This window comes from Pseudoxanthomonas sp. 22568 (assembly GCF_052044485.1).
GTDB lineage: Bacteria > Pseudomonadota > Gammaproteobacteria > Xanthomonadales > Xanthomonadaceae > Pseudoxanthomonas_A > Pseudoxanthomonas_A beigongshangi.
On sequence record NZ_JBQENC010000007.1, the window covers coordinates 132,692 to 154,066 of the forward strand.

Here is a 21,375-nt window from a genome sequence, read left to right on the forward strand (position 1 = left end):
AACGGAAAGGGATACCAGCTTGCGCGTGAACGTTTTCGCAATCGTGAACGGCGCCTGTTCAGGAACGCGATTCTCTCAGCGATCCTGCGCTTCGAACGTGAAATTCAGGGTGCGCTGGAAAACATTCTCGAATCCACGGTACGGCAGGGGCTGGGCGCGCAGCACCGCGGCCTCCACCGAGCGCCGGCCGGCCTCGTCGTAGGGGCAGCTCGGGTCGACCTTGGCGTCGATGACTTCGCCGCCGGGCAACTGGCGGATGGTGATGCGGCACCGCTGGCCGACCGGCACGCTGTCCGGGCGGATCCACTGGTTGAGCACCGCCCGCTGGATGGCGGCGGCGTACTGCGCGGTCAGATCGTTGCTGGTGCCGCCCTGCCCCGGCTGGCCGCCGCTGCGGCTGGCGGCGGGAGTCGCCGCGCTGGCCGTGGTGCTGGCGCGCTGGGCCTGCACGTTCTGCAACTGGCGCAGCTTCTGCTCGGCCATCTGCGCCTCGCGGGCGGCCTGCTCGCGGCGGCGTCGCAGGTCGGCCAGCTTCTTGTCGCGCTCGGCCTCTTCCTGCTGCTTGGCCAGCCGCTGCTTGCGCTCGGCCTCCTGCTGGCGCTCGCGCTCGGTCAGGTCGATCTGTTCCTGGCGACGCTTCTCTTCCTGCTCCTTCAGCGCCTTTTCCTGGGAAATGGCCAGGCGACTGGCGGCGTCCTGGTCCTCGGTGTCCGGGACGGGGATGCGTTCCTGCGCCTGCTGCTGCGGCGCCACCGGCGAGTCCTGCGGGCGCGGCTCGGGCAGCGGCTGAGGCGGCGGCACCGTCTCCTCCTCGGCGGTTTCCTCGATCGGGGTCGGCATCGGCTCCGGCTTGGGCGCGTTTTCCATCGCTTGCTGGGCCGAGCGGATATCGGCGCTGGAGATCTCCAGCGAAGCCTCGATCACCGGCGAACCGGCGGCCGCGTCGAAGTCGTGCGAGGGCGACCACAGGTAGGCGGCGAGGAACAGCAGCGCGATCAGCGCATGCACGCCGATCGCGAGTGCGACCGGAACGGCAAGATCGTCTTCTTCGGGACGATGCCGGGGGGGGAGCGCGTCAGCGTGCATTGCCACCGGGCTGGCTCATCAGGCCGACCTTCTTCACCCCGGCCTGCTGCAACATCACCATCGTGTCCATGACCTTCTGGTAATCAGAATGGCCCGGCGCGGCGACGAACACCGGCGCATCGGGATTCTGGCTGACGAAGGCCTTGAGCTTGGCGGCCAGGGTCACGCCGTCCAGGCGCTCCGGCTTGCCGCTTTCCAGGGTCAGCGTATAGGCGCCGTCGGCGTTGACGCTGACGATGATCGGATCCTTCTTGCTCTCGACCGAACGGGCGTTCGACCTGGGCAGGTCCACGTCCACGCTGAGGGTCAGCAGTGGCGCGGTCACCATGAAGATGATCAGCAGCACCAGCATCACGTCGATGTACGGCACGACGTTGATTTCGGACTTGAGCTTGCGGCGCTTGCGCACGCGGGAGATGGCGGCGGTCATGGCGGACTCCGCTTATTCGTCGCCCGAGGACTGGCGCTGCAGGATCGAGCTGAACTCCTCGGCGAAGGTTTCATAACGCACCGAGATGCGCTCGACCCGGGTGGTGAAGCGGTTGTAGGCCCACACCGCCGGAATCGCCACGAACAGGCCGATGGCGGTGGCGAACAGCGCTTCGGAAATGCCCGGCGCGACCGAGGCGATGCCCGCCTGCTCGCCGCTGTTGAGCATGTCGTGCATGGTGACCATGATGCCGAACACGGTGCCGACCAGACCCACGTACGGCGCGGTGGAGCCGATGTTGGCCAGCAGCTCCAGGTTGCGTTCCAGCTGATCGACCTCGCGCGCGTAGGTCGCGCGCATGGCGCGCTGGGCGCCTTCCAACTGGGCGCGCGGGTCCAGCTTGCGCTTGTCGCGCAGGCGGGCGAATTCGCGGAAGCCGGCTTCGAAGATCGCCTCCAGTCCGCTGACCACCCGGTTGCGGTCGGCCGCGCTGGCGTACAGCTTGCTCAGTTCGGCGCCGGACCAGAACCGGCTCTCGAAGTCATCGGCGTCGCGGTTGGCGGCCTTGAATACCCGCGCCTTGCGGAAAATGATGATCCAGCTGATCAGGGAGCCCAGCAGCAGCAGCACGACGATCAGCTTGACCGGCAGGCTGGCCTTGAGCATCAGCTCCAGGTAGTTGATGCCGCTGTGGGTGGCGGCGGCGGTCGCCTGGACGGCGGCGGCGGCAGTGTCCTCGGGCAGGGCTTCGACCACGGCGGCCAGGAGCGGTGCGATCATCCGGTATTCCTCGATGTTTCGGATTGGTCAGTTCGGCGTTTCGAACAACTTGAATTCTTCATACAACGCTTCGGGCAGCGGTTTGGGTCTGAATCCCGCGGCGGAAAGCGCCGCGACCTTCACCTCTGCCGTCAGCAGGACGTCCTCGCCGCGCAGGATGCGCTGGGCGAAGACGACACTGGCGCGCTTGCACCGGCGTAACACGAGTTCCACCTGCAGCAGGTCGTCCAGGCGCGCCGGTTTCAGGAAATCCAGCGTCATCGCGCGGACCGCGAAGACCAGGTCATGGTCCCCGCGCAGCCACTCCTGGCTGTGGCCGCGCGCGCGCAGCCATTCCGTCCGCGCACGTTCCAGGAACGCCACGTACTGCGCGTGATAGACCACGCCGCCAGCGTCGGTATCTTCCCAATAGACGCGTGTCGGCCAACTGAATAGCCGGGAAACGGGGTCATTGGTCTGCGATTGGGCGCTCAAAGGCAGGCTTCTCCGGACAAAACGGGGTACCGGGCCATCGGCTCAGAACAGTTCGTCATTGCCGCCGCCGCCCAGTTCCAGTTCCCGGCGGGGTTTCAGGCCCAGGTGCCGGTAGGCCTTGGAGGTGGCCATGCGGCCACGCGCGGTGCGGATCAGGAAACCCTGCTGGATCAGGTAGGGCTCGATGACGTCCTCCAGCGTGCCGCGTTCCTCGGACAGGGCCGCCGCCAGCGATTCCACGCCCACCGGGCCACCGTCGAAGCTGTCGATGATGGTCCGCAGCATGCGCCGATCCAGTTCGTCGAAGCCCTCCGGGTCCACTTTCAGCATCTGCATGGCCGCATCGGCGACCGCGTGGTCGATGTGGCCGGTGGCACGCACCTGGGCGTAGTCGCGGACCCGTCGCAGCAGTCGGTTGGCGATACGCGGCGTGCCACGTGAACGCCGCGCGATTTCGGCTGCCCCCTGTGGCTCGCAGTCGATGCCGAGGATACGGGCCGAACGGCGCACGATGCTGGTCAGCTCCTCGGCACTGTAGAACTCCAGCCGCTGGACGATGCCGAAACGGTCGCGCAGCGGCGCGGTCAGCAGGCCGGCGCGGGTGGTCGCGCCGACCAGGGTGAACGGCGGCAGGTCCAGCTTGATCGAACGGGCGGCCGGCCCCTCGCCGATCATGATGTCGATCTGGAAATCCTCCATGGCCGGGTACAGCACTTCCTCGACCACCGGCGACAGGCGATGGATCTCGTCCACGAACAGCACGTCGTGCGGCTGCAAGTTGGTCAACAGCGCGGCCAGATCACCGGCCTTCTCGATCACCGGGCCGGAAGTGACCCGCATGTTGACGCCCAGCTCGTTGGCGATGACGTGGCTCAGGGTGGTCTTGCCCAGCCCCGGCGGCCCGAAGATGAGCACGTGATCCAGCGCTTCGCCGCGTCCCTTGGCCGCCTGGATGTAGATGTCCAGTTGCTCGCGCACCGGTTTCTGGCCGAGATACTCGTCCAGCCGCTTGGGCCGGATGCTGGCCTCGATGGCTTCGTCTTCGCGGGTGGCGCCGGAGGCGATGATGCGGTCTTCGGTCATGCCGCCATTATGGGGCAAACCGCCATGGAAAAAGGGCCGGCGCCCGCGCGGGTCCGGCCCTTCCGGTCATGCGCTGTGCGATGCGGCGCTCAGATCTCGACCTGCGCGCCCAGCTCGACCAGCCGGTTGCCCGGAATACGGAAGAATCCGGTCGCCGGCGCCGCGTTGCGGTGCATGACCGCGAACAGCTTGTCGCGCCAGACCGGCATGCCGCGATGGGCGGTGGCGACGATGCTCTCGCGGCTGGCGAAATAGGTCGTCTCCATCGGATCGAAGTAGATGCCGCCACGGTCGCAGGAACGCATCAGCGCCTGCGGCACGTCCGGGGTCTCCATGAAGCCGAACTTGACGATGACCCGGTAGAACTCGTCGCCGATGGAGTCGATCTTCAGGCGCTTTTCCATCGGCGCGAACGGCACCGGCAGGGTTTCCACGGTCAGGAATACGTTGCGCTCGTGCAGCACCTTGTTGTGCTTGAGGTTGTGCAGCAGCGCGTGCGGAACCATGCCGGTCTGGGCGGTCAGGAACACCGCCGTGCCCGGCACCCGCACCGGCGGCGCCAGCATCAGGCCCGGCAGGAAGGTATCCAGCTGGATGCCTTCCTTGCGGATCTCGGCGCTGAGCAGCTCGCGGCCGCGGCGCCAGGTGCGCAGCAGGGTGAACACGACGATGCCCAGCACCACCGGGAACCAGGCGCCCTGGAAGAACTTGGCGCCATTGGCGAACACGAAGCCGACGTCGACCACGAAGAACACCACGCACAGCGCGATGACCACGCCGCTGCCCTTCGGCCACAGCGCCCGCGCCACCAGCGCCAGCAGCAGGGTGTCGATCAGCATGGTCGCGGACACCGAGATGCCGTAGGCCGCGGCCAGGCGGGTCGAATCCTGGAACATCAGCACCACGGTCAGCACCGCGACCATCAGGATCCAGTTGATCCCGGGGATGTAGATCTGGCCGATGGTGTCGTGCGAGGTGTGCTTGATCTGCATGCGCGGGATGTAGCCCAGCTGCATCGCCTGGCGCGCCACCGAGAACGCGCCGGTGATGACCGCCTGCGAGGCGATCACCGCCGCCAGCGTGGCCATCACGATCATCGGGTACAGCGCCCAGCGCGGCACTGCTTCATAGAACGGATTCACTACCGCCGCCGGATGCTCCAGCACGAACGCGCCCTGCCCCAGATAGTTCAGGAACAGGCACGGCAGCACCAGGATGTACCAGGCGTAGCGAATCGGCTTGATGCCGAAATGGCCCATGTCGGCATACAGCGCCTCGCCGCCGGTGACGGCCAGCACCACCACGCCGAGGATGAGGACCGATTGCCAGCCGTGGTCGATGAAGAAACGGGCACCCCACAGCGGGTTGAGCGCCTTGAGCACTTCCGGCGCGTCGATGATGTTGCCGATGCCGATCGCGGCCAGCGACAGGAACCAGATCACCATGATCGGCCCGAACACCCGGCCCACCTTCTGCGTGCCGAACCGCTGGACCAGGAACACCGCCAGCAGGATCACGATGGTGATCGGCACGATGAAGCGATCCAGCGCCGGCGCGGCGACCTCCAGGCCCTCGACCGCGCCCAGCACGGAGATGGCGGGGGTAATCACGCCGTCGCCGAAGAACAGCGAGGCGCCGAAGATGCCGAGGATGCCGACCACGTAGGCGGTGCGCGATCCCTTCTTGAGGGTGCGCTGGGTCAGCGCCATCAGCGCCATGATGCCGCCCTCGCCCTCGTTGTCGGCGCGCATGATGATGGAGACGTACTTCACCGTCACCACGATCATCATCGCCCAGAACACCAGTGACAGGATGCCCAGCACCGTGTCGTGGTTGGCCTGCAGGTGGAAGTGTTCGGAGAACGCTTCCTTCAGCGTGTACAGCGGGCTGGTGCCGATGTCGCCGAACACCACGCCGGCCGCGGCGATGACCAGGCCGGGCAGGCCCTGCGGCGTGCCGTGCGAATGGCCGTGGCCGTGGCCGCCGGAGGACGAAGCGGCCGAATGGGAGGAAGCGGATGCGGACATGGCGGGGTAAAGGCTAGCGCGCGGTAAGTGAGGAAAGGCTCTAAACAGTTCAGCGCAGGGCCGACTGCAGGGCCTTGCGGATGATCGTCGCCGCATCGTCGCCGCTGCCGGTGGCATCGCGGGCCATGCGGGCGGCCTCGGCCGGCTTGTAGCCCAATTGCTGCAGGGCGATGGTGGCTTCGGATTGCGGATCCACCGGCAGGCTGGCGCTGGTCCCGCCGCCGCCCAGATCCGCGGCGCGATCGCGCAGTTCCACCACCATGCGCTCGGCGGTCTTCTTGCCGATGCCGGGGATGCGGGTCAGCGCGGTCACGTCGCTGGACTGGACCAGTCGCGCGAACTCGTCGACGCTGACGCCGGACAGCACCGCCAGCGCGATCTTGGCGCCGATGCCGCTGACTTTCTGCACGTCGCGGAACAGGCGCCGCTCGCCCTCGCGCAGGAAGCCGTACAGCGACACGCTGTCTTCCTTCTGCGCGTAGTGGGTGAACAGGGTGACCTCGCGGCCGACGTCGGGCAGATCGTAGAAGGTGCTCATCGGCGCCTCCAGCTCATACCCCACCCCGCCCACGTCGATGATCAGCCACGGGGGCTGCTTGTGCGAAAGAATGCCGCGCAGTCGTCCGATCATGCTGCCCTCCGGGCACGGGAATAGGGAATCGGGAATGGAGAATCGGAAGAGCGCCGCAACGGCCTCCATCCATTCCCCATTCCCCATTCTCGATTCCCGCACAGCATCACTTGCGGCTCCATGCTTGGCGGGCATTGACGCCCAGGCGGTTGGCGGTGGCGCGCACGTGCGCGTGGGTGATCGCCACGGCCAGGGCGTCGGCGGCGTCGGCCTGCAGCTTGCCGTGCAGGCCCAGCATGATGCCGACCATGTGCTGGATCTGGTGCTTCTCGGCGCTGCCCTTGCCGACCACGGCCAGTTTCACTTCCTTGGCCGCGTATTCGTGCACCGGCAGATCGCGCAGCACCACCGCGCAGATCGCCGCGCCGCGCGCCTGGCCCAGTTTCAGCGCCGAATCCGGATTGCGCGCCATGAACACCTTCTCGATCGCCACCTCGTCCGGCCGCCAGGTCTCGATGATCTCGGCCAGCCCGGTCAGCAGGCACTTGAGCCGCTGCGGAAAATCCTCCGCGCCCAGCAACACCAGCGGCGCATGGTGCACATGCGTCGTCCGCCCCGCGCCATCCACGTCGATGATGCCGACGCCCGTGCGCTGCGAACCCGGATCGATGCCTAGGATGCGGGTCATTCTGGGCGGGAATGGGGAATCGGGAATCGGGAATCGAAAGAGCGAAAGCGGATCCCCGCAACGGAATCTTTCTCGGTTGAGCCCGGGAAGAGGACTGGCTGACGATTTTCCATTCCCGATTCCCGATTCCCGTCGCTGTTACGCATACGCATCCGCGCCGAGTTCGGCGTTGGAATAGACGTTCTGCACGTCATCCAGGTCTTCGAGCATGTCCAGCAGTTTCACCACCTGCTTGGCGGTGTCGCCCTGCACGGCGATGTCGTTGTCGGCGCGGAAGGTGACTTCGGCCTGGTCGGCCGACAGGCCGGTGGCGTCCATGGCGTCCTTCACGGCCTGGAAGGCGTCGGGCGCGGTGATGACGTCGATGGAGCCGTCGTCGGGATACACCACCACGTCGTCCGCGCCGGCCTCGATGGCGGCCTCGGTGATTTTTTCCTCGTCGGCGCCCGGCGCATAACTCAGAACACCCAGTCGCTTGAACATGAACGCGACCGAGCCTTCGGTGCCCATGTTGCCGCCGCACTTGCTGAAGGCGTGGCGGACGTCGGCCACCGTGCGCACGCGGTTGTCGGTCAGGCAGTCGACGATCACCGCCACCCCGCCGGGCGCGTAGCCTTCGTAGCGCACTTCCTCGTAGACCACGCCTTCCAGCTCGCCGGTGGCTTTCTTGATGGCGCGCTCGATCACGTCCTTGGACATGTTGGCCACCAGGCCCTTGTCCACCGCCACCCGCAGGCGCGGATTGTTGTTGGGATCGCCCCCGCCCGCCCTCGCGGCCACGCCAATCTCGCGGATGATCTTGGTGAAGATCTTGCCGCGTTTGGCGTCGCTGGCATTCTTGCGGGCTTCGATCGAGGGTCCTCTACCCATGGGTCTTCCGGAACAAGGCTGCTGACGGGGCGGCGATTCTACTCCATCGCGCCGGCGCGGCCGTTATCGGCTCGTGTTCCGGCCGCCGCTCCGGGCAGTGTTCCGGCTCCGGTTCCACGCGTTTCCGGATGGGCGAAACGTCCGTGGCGCAGGAAATTCGCGGCCTGGCGCGCGGCATCGGCGGAGAACACCAGGCCGGTGTGGCTGGCGGCGACGATGCAGTGGTCGGCCAGGCCCGCCAGGCGGGTTTCCTCCACCGACACGGTGCCGTCGGATTCCCCTTCGAACCGGGCCAGCAGGCGGCCGAAACCACGCGCGACGTTGCCGGCCACCACGCCCACCTGCGCCGGGCCCTGCCAGGCTGCGCAGCCGGACAGCAGCAACGGTCCACTGCGGCCGAGCGCATGCACGCTCCAGGGATGGCTGGCGAGATTCCGCGCGGTCAGGCTGCCGCGCAGCGGCGAGCCCAGGCAGACCACCCGCGGCACCGGCAGATCCGGCGCCTGGCGCAGGGTTTCCAGGGCGATCACGCCGCCCAGGCTGTGGCCAACCAGGCCGATGGGGCCGCCAGTGGACCGCAAATGGTCGATCAGGCGCGGAATCGCGGCTTCGGGACCGCCGAACACGCTGTCATAGCCGAACACCTCGGCATCGAATCCTTCCGCGCGCAGCCGCCACGCCAGCGGCGCCACCCACGAGCGCGCATTCCAGATGCCATGAAGAATGAGGACGCGGGGGAGAGCGGACGCGGATTTGACCATGCCCGCAGTCTCTCCGATTCCCGCTCCACCCGCCAACCGGGCGCGTGGAGGGATGCTCCGCAGGCGCAGCCCCCAACCGGATCTCGCGGGGAAGGCTGGCCGCGCGGCTCAGGGCCGCGTGTGCGCGGTCCGTCGCAGGATGAACTCGTGGTCGCGCACGCGGCCGACCGGAAACTCGTAGTCGCCCACCCTTTCGAAACCATAGCGGGCATAGAAGCGCTGGGCGCCGAAGTTCTGCGACCACACGCCGATCCACAGCGTGCGCGGGCCGTCACGTTCCAGCCAGGCCAGCGCGGTGTCGCACAGGCGCGCGCCCCAGCCGCCGTTCTGGTGCGTCTTCAGCACGTACAGGCGCTTGAGTTCGCCGTCACCGGCGACGACGTCCGGATGCGGCAGGCCACACGGGCCGGCCGCGGCGTGGCCGACCGCCACGCCGTCGGCTTCCAGCAGCCACACCGCGTAGTCGGGGTGGCTCAGGATGATCCGCTGCTTGTCCACCGCGTAGGCGTCCGCGAGGAACGCCTGCAGGTCCTCCGGCGGATACAGGTGGCCGAAGGTCTCGACGAAGGTGCGCGCCGCCAGCGCCGACAGGGTTCCGGCGTCATCCGGGGTGGCGCGGCGGATCTCCACGCTCACTCTTCCTCGTCGTCCTCGTCCGACTCGTCTTCCTCTTCGGCGTCCTCGTCGTCCTCGCCTTCTTCCTCGTCCTCGTACTCGTAGTCGTCCTCGCCGAAGTCCTCGCCATCCCAGCGGCCCTCGCCGTCCGGCACGAAGGTCAGCGCCATCGCCGCCGGCGAGGTACCGATGCGCACCACCCAGCCGCCGAACACGCGGGCGCGTTCGGTCACCAGCCCCGGCTCGGTGCCCTCGTTGCCCAGCTTTTCCCACTGCAATGCGAATGCAAACTCGGTCATGCCAATACTCCGGAAGTAGAGAAAATCCCCTGGCGGGGAATCAGGCGGCGATTGCCACCAGACGAATGGAAGAACGATTCGCGGAACCCGGCCCCGCGAATGCGGGGCCAGGCGACGGATTACTGCGCCTTCGGCGCGACCGGCCGCACCTGGATGTGCAGTTCCGCCAATTGCTCGTCGGGAATCGGCGAGGGTGCGCCGGTCATCAGGCACTGCGCGGTGGTGGTCTTGGGGAACGGGATCACGTCGCGGATCGATTCGGTGCCCGCCATCAGCGCGGCGATGCGGTCGATGCCGAAGGCGATGCCGCCGTGCGGCGGCGCACCGAATTTCAGCGCGTCCAGCAGGAAGCCGAACTTGGCCTCCGCCTCTTCCGCGCCGATGCCCAGCAGCTCGAACACCGCGCTCTGCATGTCGGGGCGATGGATGCGGATCGAACCGCCGCCGATCTCGTTGCCGTTGAGCACCATGTCGTAGCCACGCGACACCGCGGTCTTCGCGTTCGCGCGCAGGTCGGCGATGTCGTCCACCGCCGGCGCGGTGAAGGGATGATGCAGGGCCACGTAGCGTTGCGCTTCCTCGTCCCACTCGAACATCGGGAAATCGGTGACCCACAGCGGACGCCAGCCTTCGGCGACGCGACCGAATTCCTTGCCGGCCTTCAGGCGCAGCGCACCCATGAAGTCGGAGACCTTGTTGTAGCCGCCCGCGCCGAAGAACACGATGTCGCCGTTGCCGGCGCCAACGTGCGCGACCAACGCCGAGAACGCTTCCTCGCCGAAGAATTTCTGGATCGGCGAGCTGACTTCGCCGTTGTCGGCGATCTTGATGTAGGCCAGGCCCTTGGCGCCGTATTTGGCGGCATGCGCGGCATACTCGTCGATCTGCTTGCGCGACAGGCTGGCGCCGCCCGGGACGCGCAGCGCGGCGACGCGGCCGTCCGGATCCGCGGCGGCGGCCGAGAACACGGCGAATTCGCTGTCCTTGACCAGTTCGGCGACATCGACCAGTTCCAGGTCGATGCGCAGGTCGGGCTTGTCCGAACCGTAGCGGCGCATCGCCTCGGCCCAGGTCATGCGCGGGAAGGGCTCGGCCAGATCGACGGACATCACCTCCTTGAAGATGTCGCGGATCATGCCTTCCACGGTGTCCTGCACGTCGCGCTCGCGCACGAAGGCGAACTCCATGTCCAGCTGGGTGAATTCCAGCTGGCGATCGGCGCGCAGCGCCTCGTCGCGGAAACAGCGAGCGATCTGGTAATAGCGATCGAAGCCGGCGACCATCAGGATCTGCTTGAACAGCTGCGGCGACTGCGGCAGCGCGTAGAACTCGCCCGGATGCAGGCGCGCCGGCACCAGGAAGTCGCGCGCGCCTTCCGGCGTGGCCTTGGTCAGGATCGGCGTCTCGATGTCCTGGAAGCCACGGGCGTCCAGCCAGCGGCGCAGCGCCTGCACCAGGCGGATGCGGGTGCGCTGCATGCGCTGCATCTCCGGACGGCGCAGGTCCAGGTAGCGATACTTCAGGCGGATGTCCTCGCCGGCGTTCTCGTGCGCGTGGAACGGCAGCGGCTGCGCCTTGTTGAGCACGCTGATGCGGGTGGCGACGATTTCCACCTTGCCGGTGGGAATCTTCTCGTTGACGCTGTGGCGCGCGCGCACCACGCCTTCGACCTGCAACACGTCCTCATAGCCCAGGTCCGCGGCCACCGCGAACACGTCCGCGGCATTCCGATCGCCAGCCGCCGGCTCCACCGTCACCTGCACGATGCCTTCGTGGTCGCGCAGGTCGATGAAGCACACGCCGCCGAGGTTGCGGGCAACGTCGGTCCAGCCGCACAGGGTGACGGTCTGGCCGATCATGGCCTCGTTGATGAGGCCGCAGTAATGGGTACGCATGGGGGCTCCGCGAGTTGCATCCGGCGAGGGCCGGAAAGCCGCATAGTCTAACCCGGCCCGGGTCGCCCGCCCCCCGCCGCGCGGGCCTAGCCTACCCGGCCCGCAACGGGATTAAGCTTGCCGCTCCCGACGGGAGACCACCATGAACAAGGCTGTGATGAAGTCGCTGTGCGCACTCTTCCTGGCCTTGCTGGCCAGCCATGCCCCGGCCCAGGTCCAGACCCGGGCCTACGCGCCGGAAAACCTGCGGACCCTGACCGTGGCGGAGCAGACCCGGGTGATCAGCCTGGAGTACAGCGAACAGTCGCGCGGGCGCCGCATTCCCGACGACCAGTTGCGCTTCTACCTCGACCAGGTGCGCCTGTCCGGTTGGCCTTTCAGCCGGATCAAGCAGGACATCGCCACCTCGCTGGGGGGCGGAAACGGCGGCTGGAATCCCGGCCCGGCGCCCGGCCGCACCGTCCGCTGCGAAAGCGTCGACCAGCGTGAACGCAGTTGCCAGACCGGCTTCGCCAACCGCGCCCGGCTGTCCCGCCAACTGTCCAGCGGGGCCTGCGTCGAGGGCCGGTCCTGGCAGCAGCAGCCCGGGGTGATCCGGGTCCGCAACGGCTGCCGGGGGGAGTTCGTGGAAACCTCGCAGGGCTGGGGCAACGGCGGCGGCAACAGCGGCTACACCGTGACCTGCGCCAGCGAGGACGCGCGCTACCGCACCTGCGCCTGGGACGACCGCCGCGGCCGCCCGGTGGTGGTGCAGAACCTGTCCAAGGCCCAATGCCGGGAAGGGAACAACTGGGGCCACCAGCGCAATCTCATCTGGGTCAACCACGGCTGCCGCGCCCGTTTCGGCGTGGCCGGTGGCGGCTGGGGTGGCGGCAATCCGGGCTACAGCGTCCAGTGCGCCAGCCGTCCGGGCGATCCGCGGCTCAACCGCTGCCGTTGGGACGCCCGCCAGGGCCGGCCGCGCGTGCAGCAGGAATTCTCGCAGGGCATCTGCGTGGAGACCCGCGGCTGGGGGTATGACGCCAACCGCCAGGAAATCTGGGTCCGCGGCGGCTGCAACGCGCGCTTCAGCGCGCGCTAGCCCCGCGGGTCCGATCCGGGGACGGGCCGCACGGGCCGTCCCCGCGCAGGCTCAACCCGCGGACGGCGTCGAGGCCGGCTTGGATTCGGTCTTGGCCGGGGCCGCCGTGTCGCCGGAGGACGAAGCGGCGGAAGACGAAGCGGCGGAGGTGCTGCCGCCTTCGGCCAGGTTGCGCTTCTTGTCGCCATCCTTCTTGAAATCGGTCTCGTACCAGCCGCCGCCGGCCAGGCGGAAGGCGGGCGCGGTCAGCTGGCGCTTGACCGCCGGCCGGCCACAGGACGGGCAGGCATCGGGATCCGGGTCGGACAGTTTCTGCAGTCGGTCGAAGGCGTGGCCGCATTCGGCGCACTCGAAGGCATAAATCGGCATGGCGGAAACGCATTGATGAGGAAACGCAGGCCCCTATTCTGGGGCCTGGCGGCCCGGATTCAACGGTGGCCTGCCCGCCGCGGCCTCATCCGATGAACCGCGCCGCGGCCACCCCGACCTGCCGCAGCACGCCATCACGCGCGTCCGCATCGACCTTCGCCCCCTGCAGATAGGCGGTCAGCAGCCACGGCGCGCGACCCCGGTCCGGCCACACGATGGCGATGTCGTTGGTGGTGTCCTCGCCGTTGCTGCCGGTCTTGTCACCGACCTTCCAGCCGGCCGGCAGGCCGGCGCGCAGGCGGCGGTCGCCGGTACGGTTGTCGATCAGCCAGTCCGCCAGCCGGCGGCGGGATTCCGCCCCGAGCCCCCCGCCCAGCACCAGCCGGCGCAGGCTGCCGGCCATCGCCGCCGGCGAGGTCGTGTCGCGCGGGTCGTCCGGGCTGAACCGGTTGACCTCCGGCTCGTCGCGGTCGTTGCGGGTGACGGCATCGCCGCTGGCGCGCAGGAACGCGGTCACCCCGGCGGGACCGCCCACCAACGGCAACAGCAGGTTGGCCGCCGGGTTGTCGCTCCAGATCATCGTCGCCTGGCAGAGTTCGCCCACGCTGAGCTGGCCGCCCACGTGTTTTTCCGTCACCGGCGCATGCGGGATCATGTCCTCGCGTCGGATCGACACGCGCCGGTCGAGCGCCAGTTCGCCGCGCTCGACCCGCCGCAGCACCGCCGCGGCCAACGGGAACTTGAAGGTGCTGCACATCGGGAAGCGCTCATCCACGCGCCGTCCCCACTGTCGCCCGCTGGCGGTATCGAACAGGCAGACCCCGAGCCGTCCGCCACTGCCGCGCTCCAGTCCGTCCAGCGCCTCCTCGAAGCCGGCCTCCGGTGAACCGGTGGTGTCCTCCCCGGCCAGCACGCGAACGACGGGCAGCGAAACCAGCGCGGCGGCGGACATCTGCAAAAACTGGCGACGGGCGAGCATGCGGGGGGCTCCATGTGAGGAAAGCTGATTGTTCCCGCGTTGACCGGACGCCACCAGCGAGGTTATTCAATGCCATCCATTAGCCAGGCTCATGACAGGTCATGCTCAGGCCCCAACTGCCGCTCAACGCCCTGCGCGCCTTCGAGGCCGCCGCGCGCCACCAGAACCTGACCCGCGCCGCCGACGAACTGTGCGTCAGCCAGGCCGCGCTGAGCCACCAGATCAAGGCGCTGGAGGAACGTCTGGGGACCGTGCTGTTCCAGCGCCTGCCGCGTGGCGTGGCGCTCACCGACGAAGGCGCGGCCTTGCTGCCGGTGCTCAGCGAGGCCTTCGATCGCATCGGCCTGAGCCTGGATCGGCTGGCCGGCGGCGAAGCGCGCGAAGTGCTGAACCTGGGCGTGGTCGGCACCTTCGCCACCGGCTGGCTGCTGCCGCGCCTGCCCGCGTTCGCCGCCGCGCATCCGGACATCGAGCTGCGCATCTCCACCCACAACAACCGCGTCGATCTGCCCGGCGAGGGCCTGGACGCGGCGATCCGTTTCGGCGACGGCGACTGGCCGGGCGAGGTCTGCACGCCGCTGTGGTCCACGCCGTTCGCGCCGGTCTGCGCGCCCGTGCTGGCGCAGGCGCTGCGGCAGCCGCGCGATCTCGCCCACGTGACGCTGCTGCGCTCGTTCCGCGCCGACGAATGGCCGCGCTGGCTCGCCGCCGCCGGCCTCTCCGGCCTGCAGGCGCGCGGACCGCAGTTCGATTCCTCGCTGACCCTGGCCAGCGCGGCGACGCGCGGCGCCGGGGTGGCGCTGCTGCCGCTGGCGATGTTCGAACAGGAGCTCGCCTCCGGGCGTCTGCTGCAACCGTTCGCGCAGACGCTGGAACTCGGGCGCTACTGGCTCACCCGCCTGCGCTCGCGCCCGGAATCCGTCGCCGCCGCGCGGTTGCGCCAATGGCTGGAAGACGAGGGCGGCGAACGCTAGGCCGGGCGCGTTCCGGAATCCGGCGCCGGCACGGTGTCCGCCGCGGCGGCCACGGCACCCGCCGGCTGCTCCGGCGACGACGCGGGGGCGTCGCCCGCCATGCTCGCCGCGTCCGCTTCGGGCGCGGCCATCGGATCCACGTCGAACGGCGTGCGGAACACCAGCGACGGCAGCAGCGTGGTCAGTGCCGCGTACAGCAGCAGCGCGCCGAACAACGCATCGGGAATGTGGAAACGCTCGCGCAGGATGCCCGCCAGCACCAGGGTGAAGATCAGCGTGGGCGCCAGCGCCAGCGACACCCGCAGGCTGCTGCGCATGTCCTCGCCGAACATCAGCCGGCGCTGCACCCAGATCACGCCGATGCGCAGCGGCAGCACCGCCAGCGTGAGCAGCAGGCCCAGGCCCAGCGCTTCCCAGCTGAGCGCGCCCGCCGGCACCTTGGGGCCGGCATTGAAAAAGTAGAACGGCACGAAGAACGTCGCGAACAGGCGTACCGCGTGCAGGTTCTCGTCGGAAGCCAGGCGCGGCATCTTCTGCCGCAGCAGGCGCGCGATCAGGCCGGCGACGAACGCCCCGACCAGGTAGTACACGCCCAGCTTGTAGGTGGTGAAGGCGGCGATCAGTCCCACCATCACCAGCAACGAGAATTCCGAGCCCGGCGCATGCGGCGCCACCCAGCGCCCCAGCGCGATGAACAGCAGCGGCAGTCCGATCAGCAGCGCGATCAGGATGCCGGAGGAGATCGCCATCTTCATCGGCTGATCCGCCTGCAGCACCAGGAACAGCGCCGCCAGCGCCAGCAGTTCGCCGGCGATGGCCTTGTTGGTGACCCAGAAGCGCTCCTGCTCGTCCAGCCCCAGCCGTCCCAGGGTGTCGATGATGAAACCGGTTGACGGCGTCAACAGCGCCAGCGCCAGCAGGCCCGCCGCCTGCCATGACAGGCCGGCGTAGCGCCACGCCAGCCAACCGACGCCGCACAGGGTCGCGCTGCGGATCAGCAGGTGCGTGAGCAATGGCCAGAAACCGCGACGCAGCGCCTGCAGTTCGACTTCCAGGCCGGCGAACAGGAACAGCGAGGAAATGCCCAGCGTCGCCAGCAGCGCGATCACCCCGTCATGCGAGCGCTCGCCCAGCCACAGCATCGCCGCGATGCCCAGCATCAGGCAGGTCAGCGGCGCCGGCAGCTTGAAGCGCTGCAATGCGCGCGGCACCACCAGCAGGCCGAAGATCAAGGCCAGATAGATCAGTTCCTGGTTCATTCGCCCTCCGGGATCCCGCCCGTCGCGGTCAACCTGCCTCGTACAGTGCGGACCAGGCCTGCTCGGCCTGTTCCAGTTCCTGCTGCAGGCGGGTCCGCTGCTGCCCCAGATCCGCCGCGCGCGCGGCGTCAGCATAACTGCGAGGGTCGGCCAGTTCCGCGTCGACCGCCGCGAGTTGTTCCTCGAGCTCGGTCATCCGCGCCTCGGCCTGCGCCAGCTTGTGCGGATTGGGCGGCTTGCGCGCCGGCGCCGGCTTGGGTGGCGGCGTGGGCGCGGCTTCCGCCATGCGGATCTTGGTGCCCTGCGCGGCCGGACGCGTGCGCAGCCAGGCGGCGTATTCGTCCAGGTCGCCGGCGAACGGTTCCACCTTGCCGTCGGCCACCCGCCAGAAGGTGTCGCAGACCAGGCCAATCAGATGGCGATCGTGCGAGACCATGACGATGGCGCCGTCGAAGTCGCTGAGCGCCTCGGCCAGCGCCTCGCGCATTTCCAGGTCCAGGTGGTTGGTCGGTTCGTCGAGCAGCAGCACGTTCGGCTGCTGCCAGGCGATCAGCGCCAGCGCCAGGCGCGCGCGCTCGCCGCCGGAGAAACCGTCCACCGATTCGAACGCGCGATCACCGGGAAAATTCCACTTGCCGAGGAAGTCGCGGAACGACTGGGTCGAGGCATCCGGCGAAAGTTCGCGGAAATGATCGATCGGCGACTGGCCCTCATGCAGCGATTCCACCGTGTGCTGGGCGAAGTAGCCGATGCGCAGATCCGGATGCGCGCTGCGCTCGCCGTCGAGCAGCGGCAGTTCGCCGACCAGCGTCTTGACCAGGGTCGATTTGCCGGCGCCGTTGGGACCCAGCAGGCCGATGCGATCGCCGGCCTCCAGGCCGAAGCCGACCTCGTGCAGGATGATCGTCGCTCCCTCCCCCGCCCGCGGGGGAGGGTTGGGGTGGGGGCCGCTCTCCGGAGCCTTGCCCCCATCCGCCCTTCGGGCACCTTCCCCCGCTTGCGGGGAAAGGGCATAGCCGGCTTCGCCGTGGTTGATGCGGATCAGCGAGTGCGGCAGGCGGTTGGGCTGGGCGAACTCGATGCGGAACTCGCGCTCCATCCGTACCGCCTCGGTGCCGGCCAGCTTGGCCAGCCGCTTCATCCGGCTCTGCGCCTGGCGCGCCTTGCTCGCCTTGGCCTTGAAGCGATCGATGAAGGATTGCAGATGCGCGCGTTCGGCCTGTTCCTTCTCGAACGCGATCTGCTGCTGGCGCAATTGCTCGGCGCGCTGGCGCTCGAAGTCGGTGTAGCCGCCGGTGTACAGCTTCGCCCCGCCGCCGTGCAGATGCAGGGTGTGGGTGGCGACGTTGTCGAGGAATTCGCGGTCGTGCGAGATCAGCAGCAGCGTGCCGGGATATTTCAGCAGCCACTGCTCCAGCCACAGCACGGCATCGAGATCGAGGTGGTTGGTCGGTTCGTCGAGCAGCAGCAGGTCGCTGGGCATCATCAGCGCGCGCGCCAGGTTCAGGCGCACCCGCCAGCCGCCGGAAAACGCGGACACCGCGCGCTGGTGGGTCTCGGCCGGGAAGCCGAGGCCGTGCAGCAGCTTGCCGGCGCGGGCGGTGGCGTCGTAGCCGCCGACTTCCTCCAGCCGGATGTGCGCGGCGGCGACCGCTTCCCAGTCTTCGGCGGCCAGCGCGTCGGCCTCGGCCTTCAGCGCGGCCGCCACCTCGGTGTCGCCGCCCAGCACGAAGTCGATGGCCGGATCCGGCAGCGACGGGGTTTCCTGGGCAACGCTGGCGATGCGCACCTTGCCCGGCAGGTCGACATCGCCCTTGTCCGCTTCCAGTTCGCCGCGGATGGCGGCGAACAGGCTGGATTTGCCGGTGCCGTTGCGGCCGACCACGCCCACCCGGTAACCCGCGTGCAGGGCCAGATCGACATTGGACAGGAGCAGGCGCTCGCCGCGCCGGAGAGCGAAATTACGCAGGGAAATCACGATGAAAAGTCCGTTCCTGGAAACCGGCTCCGGCATCCGCACGACGCCACGCCGGTCTCACATTTGTTAATAAATCGTTGACATGCACGTGCGCCGGCGGCTATCACGACCTACGAATCGCACCAACCGGCATAAGCACATAAGCAGAAGTTCTGCGACGCGATTCTACTCGTTAACGAATAATTGACGTTATGTTGTGGTGCAGCATACCTCCGGGAATGCCGCCTCTGCCACGCCAACGACCGCCGCATCGCGGCCGTCGCATCCCGTTCCGAGCATTGGAGTACCCATGATCCGCACGCTTTCTCCGCTGTCCGCCGCCATCGTCCTGGCCCTCGCCTCCACCCCCGTCTTCGCCCAGGACGAACAGAAACCGCAGACCCTGGACACCCTCATTGTCACCGGTACCCGGGTCGCCGACCGCACCGCGGCCGAATCGCAGTCGCCGATCGACATCCTCACCCCGGAAGCGCTGCAGGCCACCGGCACCACCGAGCTGGCGACCGCGCTGGCGCGCGCCCTGCCCTCGCTGAACTTCCCACGCCCGGCCATCACCGACGGCACCAGCGGCGTGCGCCCGGCGCAACTGCGCGGCCTGTCGCCGGACCAGGTGCTGATCCTGGTCAACGGCAAGCGCCGCCACCTGTCCGCGCTGGTCAACGTCAACGGCACCATCGGCCGCGGTTCCTCGGCGGTGGATCTCAACGCCATCCCGGTGTCCTCGATCGCCCGCGTCGAAGTGCTGCGCGACGGCGCCTCGGCGCAGTACGGCTCCGACGCCATCGCCGGCGTGGTCAACATCGTGCTCAAGGGCGCGGAGAAAGGCGGCAGCCTGGTGCTTGACGCCGGCCAGTACTCGGCCGGCGACGGCCGCCAGTACCAGTTGGCCGGCGATGCCGGCGTCGGTTTCGGCGACGGACGCGGCTTCGTGCACGTGGCCGGCCAGGTGACCCGCCAGGACGAAACCGATCGCGCGGGCCCCTACGGTGGCACCTCGCCCAACACCGGCAACAATCCCGACATCGGCGAGGTCGCCTACGTCTACGGTGATCCGGAAGTCGAAGCCGAAGCGGTATCGGCCAATGCCGGCTTCGAGTTCAGCGACAACCTCAGCGCCTACGCGACGACCATCCTGAGCAACCGCGACATCACCTCGTTCGCGTTCTACCGCTCACCCGGCCACAACCCGCTGGTGCCACAGGTCTATCCGAACGGCTACGTGCCCGAGATCAACCAGGTGTCCAAGGATCGCTCGCTGGTCGCCGGCCTCAAGGGCGGCACCGACAGCGGCTGGACCTGGGACGTCAGCTACAACTACGGCTACAACAAGCTGTTCTTCTACACCCGGAACAGCATCAACTACAGCCTGGGCGCGAACAGCCCGCGCCGTTTCTACGACGGTGCGCTGGAGTACACCCAGAACCTGTTCAACGCCGACTTCACCAAGACCCTGGACTGGGGCCTGGCCTATCCGGCCACGCTGTCCTTCGGCGCCGAGTATCGCCGCGAGAAGTGGAACCAGTCGCCCGGCAACCCGAATTCCTACACCGGCGGCGGCGCGCAGGGCTTCGGCGGCTTCACGCCCGCCAACGCGGTGCACGAGGACCGCCACAGCTACGCCGCCTACGTCGGCCTGGAAGCGGATTTCACCGACAAGTTCTCCGCCGGTATCGCCGCGCGCTACGAGGACTATTCGGATTTCGGCAGCGAGACGTCCGGCAAGCTGTCGGCCCGCTACGCGTTCACCGACAAGGTCGCGTTGCGCGCCACCGTCGCCAGCGGCTTCCGCGCGCCGGCGCTGGCCCAGCAGTATTACCAGGTGGTGACCTCGCAGTACAACGCGAGCGTGGATCGCTTCTTCGAATCCGGCACGTTCCCGGCCACCAGCGCGGTCGCGCAGGCGCTGGGCGCGGAGGCGCTGAAGGCGGAAACCTCGCTGTCCTACAGCCTGGGCCTGGTGCTGCAGCCGGTGGATCGCCTGTACATCACCATCGACGCCTACCAGATCGACATCGACGATCGCATCGTGCTCTCGTCCAACCTGCTGCTGGCCAACAACGCCGCCGCGCAGGCGCTGCTCGCCAGCCTGGGCATCAACGGGGTGACCAGCGCGCGCTACTTCAACAACGCCATCGACACCCGCACCCGCGGTGTAGACGTGGTCGGCACCTATTCGATCCCGCTGGCCGCCAGCACGCTGAACCTCACCGCCGGCTACAACCGCAACAAGACCGAGATCACCCGCATCGCGCCGAACCCGCCGGAACTGACCGCGCTGGGCGCCAATCTCTGGCGCGTGGGCCGCGACGAACAGGGTCGCATCGAGGAAGGCTATCCACGCGACAAGTTCAGCCTCAACGCGGTCTGGAACCTGGCGGCATGGGACTTCGCGCTGGGCACCACCCGCTACGGCGAGTTCACCACCTGGGTCAGCGAAACCGGCAATCCGGCCAACGATCAGAAATACGGCGCCATCTGGACCGTCGACGCCTCGGCCAGCTACCGGCTCGACGGCTGGACCTTCACCCTGGGCGCGGACAACCTGCTGGACGAGTACCCGGATCGCACCATCTTCCCGAACTCCAACAGCGGCCAGTTCCCCTACAGCAGCCAGTCGCCGGCCGGCTTCAACGGCGCCTACGTGTATGGACGCATCGGCTACAAGTGGTGAGTGCGCGGCAGCGGACTCTCTCCTAGCCCCCTTGACCAGCCATGCGGCTGTTGAAAGCGAAAAAGGGGGCGGGCGCCGGAGGCGACGGGGGATTTGCTCTTGGCGCGAAGAAGCAAATCCCCCTCAGTCCCCCTTTTAAAAAGGGGGGAGGCAAAGCGGGTTTGCGAGCGTCGGAGTACCTCGATAGCCCCTTGACCAGCCATGCGGCTGTTGAAAGCGGAAAAGGGGCGGGCGCCGGAGGCGACGGGGGATTTGCTCTTGCTGCTGAAAAGCAAATCCCCCTCGGTCCCCCTTTTAAAAAAGGGGGAGGCGAAGCGGGTTTCCGAGCGTCGGAGTATCTCGATAGCCCCTTTGGAAAAAGGGGGCGGGCGCCGAAGGCGACGGGGGATTTGCCTTCCGCCGCCGTCCGTCGGCGCCGGCTCGCCCGGTCCACGCACGGTGTAGGATGAACACGCCGCTCAGTTTTCCGTTTGCCGCAGCGGCGC

Annotated in this window: 20 protein-coding genes; 3 read left to right on the forward strand and 17 right to left on the reverse strand. The window is 68.1% G+C overall.

Going from position 1 to position 21,375, the window contains the following annotated elements; translation table 11 throughout:
• Positions 1–75: 75 nt before the first annotated feature.
• From tolA to aspS, 13 genes are all read right to left on the reverse strand, one after another.
• A complete protein-coding gene (gene tolA, locus ACTJI2_RS10965; RefSeq protein WP_183641185.1) occupies positions 76–1,086 on the reverse strand; it encodes a cell envelope integrity protein TolA in 1,011 nt (336 codons plus the stop codon).
• Entirely contained in the window at positions 1,076–1,516 is a 441-nt protein-coding gene (tolR, locus tag ACTJI2_RS10970) for a protein TolR (protein WP_192197939.1), read from the reverse strand. The genes tolA and tolR overlap by 11 nt, the downstream gene beginning before the upstream one ends.
• A gap of 12 nt (positions 1,517–1,528) precedes the next feature.
• Positions 1,529–2,296, reverse strand: coding sequence for a protein TolQ (gene tolQ, locus ACTJI2_RS10975; protein ID WP_183638933.1), 768 nt, complete (start codon positions 2,294–2,296; stop codon positions 1,529–1,531).
• A 27-nt stretch (positions 2,297–2,323) separates the two neighbouring features.
• On the reverse strand, positions 2,324–2,770 hold the full coding sequence (gene ybgC, locus ACTJI2_RS10980) for a tol-pal system-associated acyl-CoA thioesterase (RefSeq protein WP_318287680.1): 447 nt from the start codon (positions 2,768–2,770) through the stop codon (positions 2,324–2,326).
• Positions 2,771–2,812: 42 nt separating this feature from the next.
• Complete coding sequence (ruvB, locus tag ACTJI2_RS10985) at positions 2,813–3,853, reverse strand: Holliday junction branch migration DNA helicase RuvB (RefSeq protein WP_183638937.1); 1,041 nt, start codon at positions 3,851–3,853, stop codon at positions 2,813–2,815.
• Positions 3,854–3,942: 89 nt separating this feature from the next.
• Entirely contained in the window at positions 3,943–5,880 is a 1,938-nt protein-coding gene (locus ACTJI2_RS10990; RefSeq protein WP_192197941.1) for a potassium transporter Kup, read from the reverse strand.
• Positions 5,881–5,929: 49 nt separating this feature from the next.
• On the reverse strand, positions 5,930–6,511 hold the full coding sequence (ruvA, locus tag ACTJI2_RS10995) for a Holliday junction branch migration protein RuvA (protein ID WP_440842089.1): 582 nt from the start codon (positions 6,509–6,511) through the stop codon (positions 5,930–5,932).
• 106 nt (positions 6,512–6,617) lie between these two features.
• Positions 6,618–7,139 carry a crossover junction endodeoxyribonuclease RuvC gene (gene ruvC, locus ACTJI2_RS11000; protein WP_141455742.1) on the reverse strand — a complete coding sequence of 174 codons (522 nt, stop codon included), beginning with the start codon at positions 7,137–7,139 and terminating at the stop codon, positions 6,618–6,620.
• A gap of 138 nt (positions 7,140–7,277) precedes the next feature.
• The gene (locus ACTJI2_RS11005; RefSeq protein ID WP_183638943.1) at positions 7,278–8,009 is read right to left on the reverse strand and encodes a YebC/PmpR family DNA-binding transcriptional regulator; all 732 of its coding nucleotides are present in this window, start codon (positions 8,007–8,009) and stop codon (positions 7,278–7,280) included.
• Between the two features lie 38 nt (positions 8,010–8,047).
• Positions 8,048–8,770 carry an esterase/lipase family protein gene (locus ACTJI2_RS11010; protein WP_440842090.1) on the reverse strand — a complete coding sequence of 241 codons (723 nt, stop codon included), beginning with the start codon at positions 8,768–8,770 and terminating at the stop codon, positions 8,048–8,050.
• A gap of 108 nt (positions 8,771–8,878) precedes the next feature.
• Positions 8,879–9,400, reverse strand: coding sequence for an N-acetyltransferase family protein (locus ACTJI2_RS11015; RefSeq protein WP_440842154.1), 522 nt, complete (start codon positions 9,398–9,400; stop codon positions 8,879–8,881).
• A gap of 2 nt (positions 9,401–9,402) precedes the next feature.
• Positions 9,403–9,684, reverse strand: coding sequence for a DNA primase (locus tag ACTJI2_RS11020; protein WP_203323112.1), 282 nt, complete (start codon positions 9,682–9,684; stop codon positions 9,403–9,405).
• Positions 9,685–9,803: 119 nt separating this feature from the next.
• Positions 9,804–11,579, reverse strand: a complete 1,776-nt coding sequence (aspS, locus tag ACTJI2_RS11025; RefSeq protein ID WP_183638949.1) for an aspartate--tRNA ligase — start codon at positions 11,577–11,579, stop codon at positions 9,804–9,806.
• A 142-nt stretch (positions 11,580–11,721) separates the two neighbouring features.
• Between aspS and ACTJI2_RS11030 the strand changes: the two genes are divergently transcribed.
• Complete coding sequence (locus ACTJI2_RS11030; protein ID WP_183638951.1) at positions 11,722–12,660, forward strand: DUF3011 domain-containing protein; 939 nt, start codon at positions 11,722–11,724, stop codon at positions 12,658–12,660.
• Positions 12,661–12,711: 51 nt separating this feature from the next.
• Here the strand turns inward: ACTJI2_RS11030 and ACTJI2_RS11035 are convergent, their stop codons facing one another.
• Entirely contained in the window at positions 12,712–13,029 is a 318-nt protein-coding gene (locus ACTJI2_RS11035; RefSeq protein WP_203323110.1) for an FmdB family zinc ribbon protein, read from the reverse strand.
• An 85-nt stretch (positions 13,030–13,114) separates the two neighbouring features.
• Positions 13,115–14,008, reverse strand: a complete 894-nt coding sequence (gene bla / locus ACTJI2_RS11040) for a class A beta-lactamase (RefSeq protein WP_440842092.1) — start codon at positions 14,006–14,008, stop codon at positions 13,115–13,117.
• Between the two features lie 101 nt (positions 14,009–14,109).
• On the opposite strand from bla, the gene ACTJI2_RS11045 reads away from it, so the two are divergent.
• Positions 14,110–14,982 carry a LysR family transcriptional regulator gene (locus ACTJI2_RS11045; RefSeq protein ID WP_183638956.1) on the forward strand — a complete coding sequence of 291 codons (873 nt, stop codon included), beginning with the start codon at positions 14,110–14,112 and terminating at the stop codon, positions 14,980–14,982.
• Here the strand turns inward: ACTJI2_RS11045 and ACTJI2_RS11050 are convergent.
• On the reverse strand, positions 14,979–16,241 hold the full coding sequence (locus ACTJI2_RS11050) for a cation:proton antiporter (protein WP_440842093.1): 1,263 nt from the start codon (positions 16,239–16,241) through the stop codon (positions 14,979–14,981). The two genes, ACTJI2_RS11045 and ACTJI2_RS11050, sit on opposite strands and share 4 nt — an antisense overlap.
• Positions 16,242–16,269: 28 nt before the next feature.
• On the reverse strand, positions 16,270–18,219 hold the full coding sequence (gene abc-f, locus ACTJI2_RS11055; protein WP_192197946.1) for a ribosomal protection-like ABC-F family protein: 1,950 nt from the start codon (positions 18,217–18,219) through the stop codon (positions 16,270–16,272).
• 289 nt (positions 18,220–18,508) lie between these two features.
• Here abc-f and ACTJI2_RS11060 point away from each other — a divergent pair, with 289 nt between their 5' ends.
• Positions 18,509–20,890 (forward strand): TonB-dependent receptor plug domain-containing protein, encoded by a 2,382-nt coding sequence (locus tag ACTJI2_RS11060; RefSeq protein WP_440842094.1) that lies wholly within the window; start codon positions 18,509–18,511, stop codon positions 20,888–20,890.
• Positions 20,891–21,375 lie beyond the last annotated feature (485 nt).

Bases quoted from the DNA above. Each gene is read 5' to 3' on its own strand.
- ACTJI2_RS11035 (WP_203323110.1), bottom strand. From the start codon at position 13,029: ATGCCGATTTATGCCTTCGAGTGCGCCGAATGCGGCCACGCCTTCGAC.
- ruvB (WP_183638937.1), bottom strand. From the start codon at position 3,853: ATGACCGAAGACCGCATCATCGCCTCCGGCGCCACCCGCGAAGACGAA.
- aspS (WP_183638949.1), bottom strand. From the start codon at position 11,579: ATGCGTACCCATTACTGCGGCCTCATCAACGAGGCCATGATCGGCCAG.
- ACTJI2_RS11050 (WP_440842093.1), bottom strand. From the start codon at position 16,241: ATGAACCAGGAACTGATCTATCTGGCCTTGATCTTCGGCCTGCTGGTG.
- ACTJI2_RS11005 (WP_183638943.1), bottom strand. From the start codon at position 8,009: ATGGGTAGAGGACCCTCGATCGAAGCCCGCAAGAATGCCAGCGACGCC.
- ACTJI2_RS11030 (WP_183638951.1), top strand. From the start codon at position 11,722: ATGAACAAGGCTGTGATGAAGTCGCTGTGCGCACTCTTCCTGGCCTTG.
- ACTJI2_RS11020 (WP_203323112.1), bottom strand. From the start codon at position 9,684: ATGACCGAGTTTGCATTCGCATTGCAGTGGGAAAAGCTGGGCAACGAG.
- ruvC (WP_141455742.1), bottom strand. From the start codon at position 7,139: ATGACCCGCATCCTAGGCATCGATCCGGGTTCGCAGCGCACGGGCGTC.
- ACTJI2_RS11045 (WP_183638956.1), top strand. From the start codon at position 14,110: ATGCTCAGGCCCCAACTGCCGCTCAACGCCCTGCGCGCCTTCGAGGCC.
- tolR (WP_192197939.1), bottom strand. From the start codon at position 1,516: ATGACCGCCGCCATCTCCCGCGTGCGCAAGCGCCGCAAGCTCAAGTCC.
- tolA (WP_183641185.1), bottom strand. From the start codon at position 1,086: ATGCACGCTGACGCGCTCCCCCCCCGGCATCGTCCCGAAGAAGACGAT.
- tolQ (WP_183638933.1), bottom strand. From the start codon at position 2,296: ATGATCGCACCGCTCCTGGCCGCCGTGGTCGAAGCCCTGCCCGAGGAC.
- ACTJI2_RS10990 (WP_192197941.1), bottom strand. From the start codon at position 5,880: ATGTCCGCATCCGCTTCCTCCCATTCGGCCGCTTCGTCCTCCGGCGGC.
- ruvA (WP_440842089.1), bottom strand. From the start codon at position 6,511: ATGATCGGACGACTGCGCGGCATTCTTTCGCACAAGCAGCCCCCGTGG.
- ACTJI2_RS11010 (WP_440842090.1), bottom strand. From the start codon at position 8,770: ATGGTCAAATCCGCGTCCGCTCTCCCCCGCGTCCTCATTCTTCATGGC.
- bla (WP_440842092.1), bottom strand. From the start codon at position 14,008: ATGCTCGCCCGTCGCCAGTTTTTGCAGATGTCCGCCGCCGCGCTGGTT.
- ACTJI2_RS11060 (WP_440842094.1), top strand. From the start codon at position 18,509: ATGATCCGCACGCTTTCTCCGCTGTCCGCCGCCATCGTCCTGGCCCTC.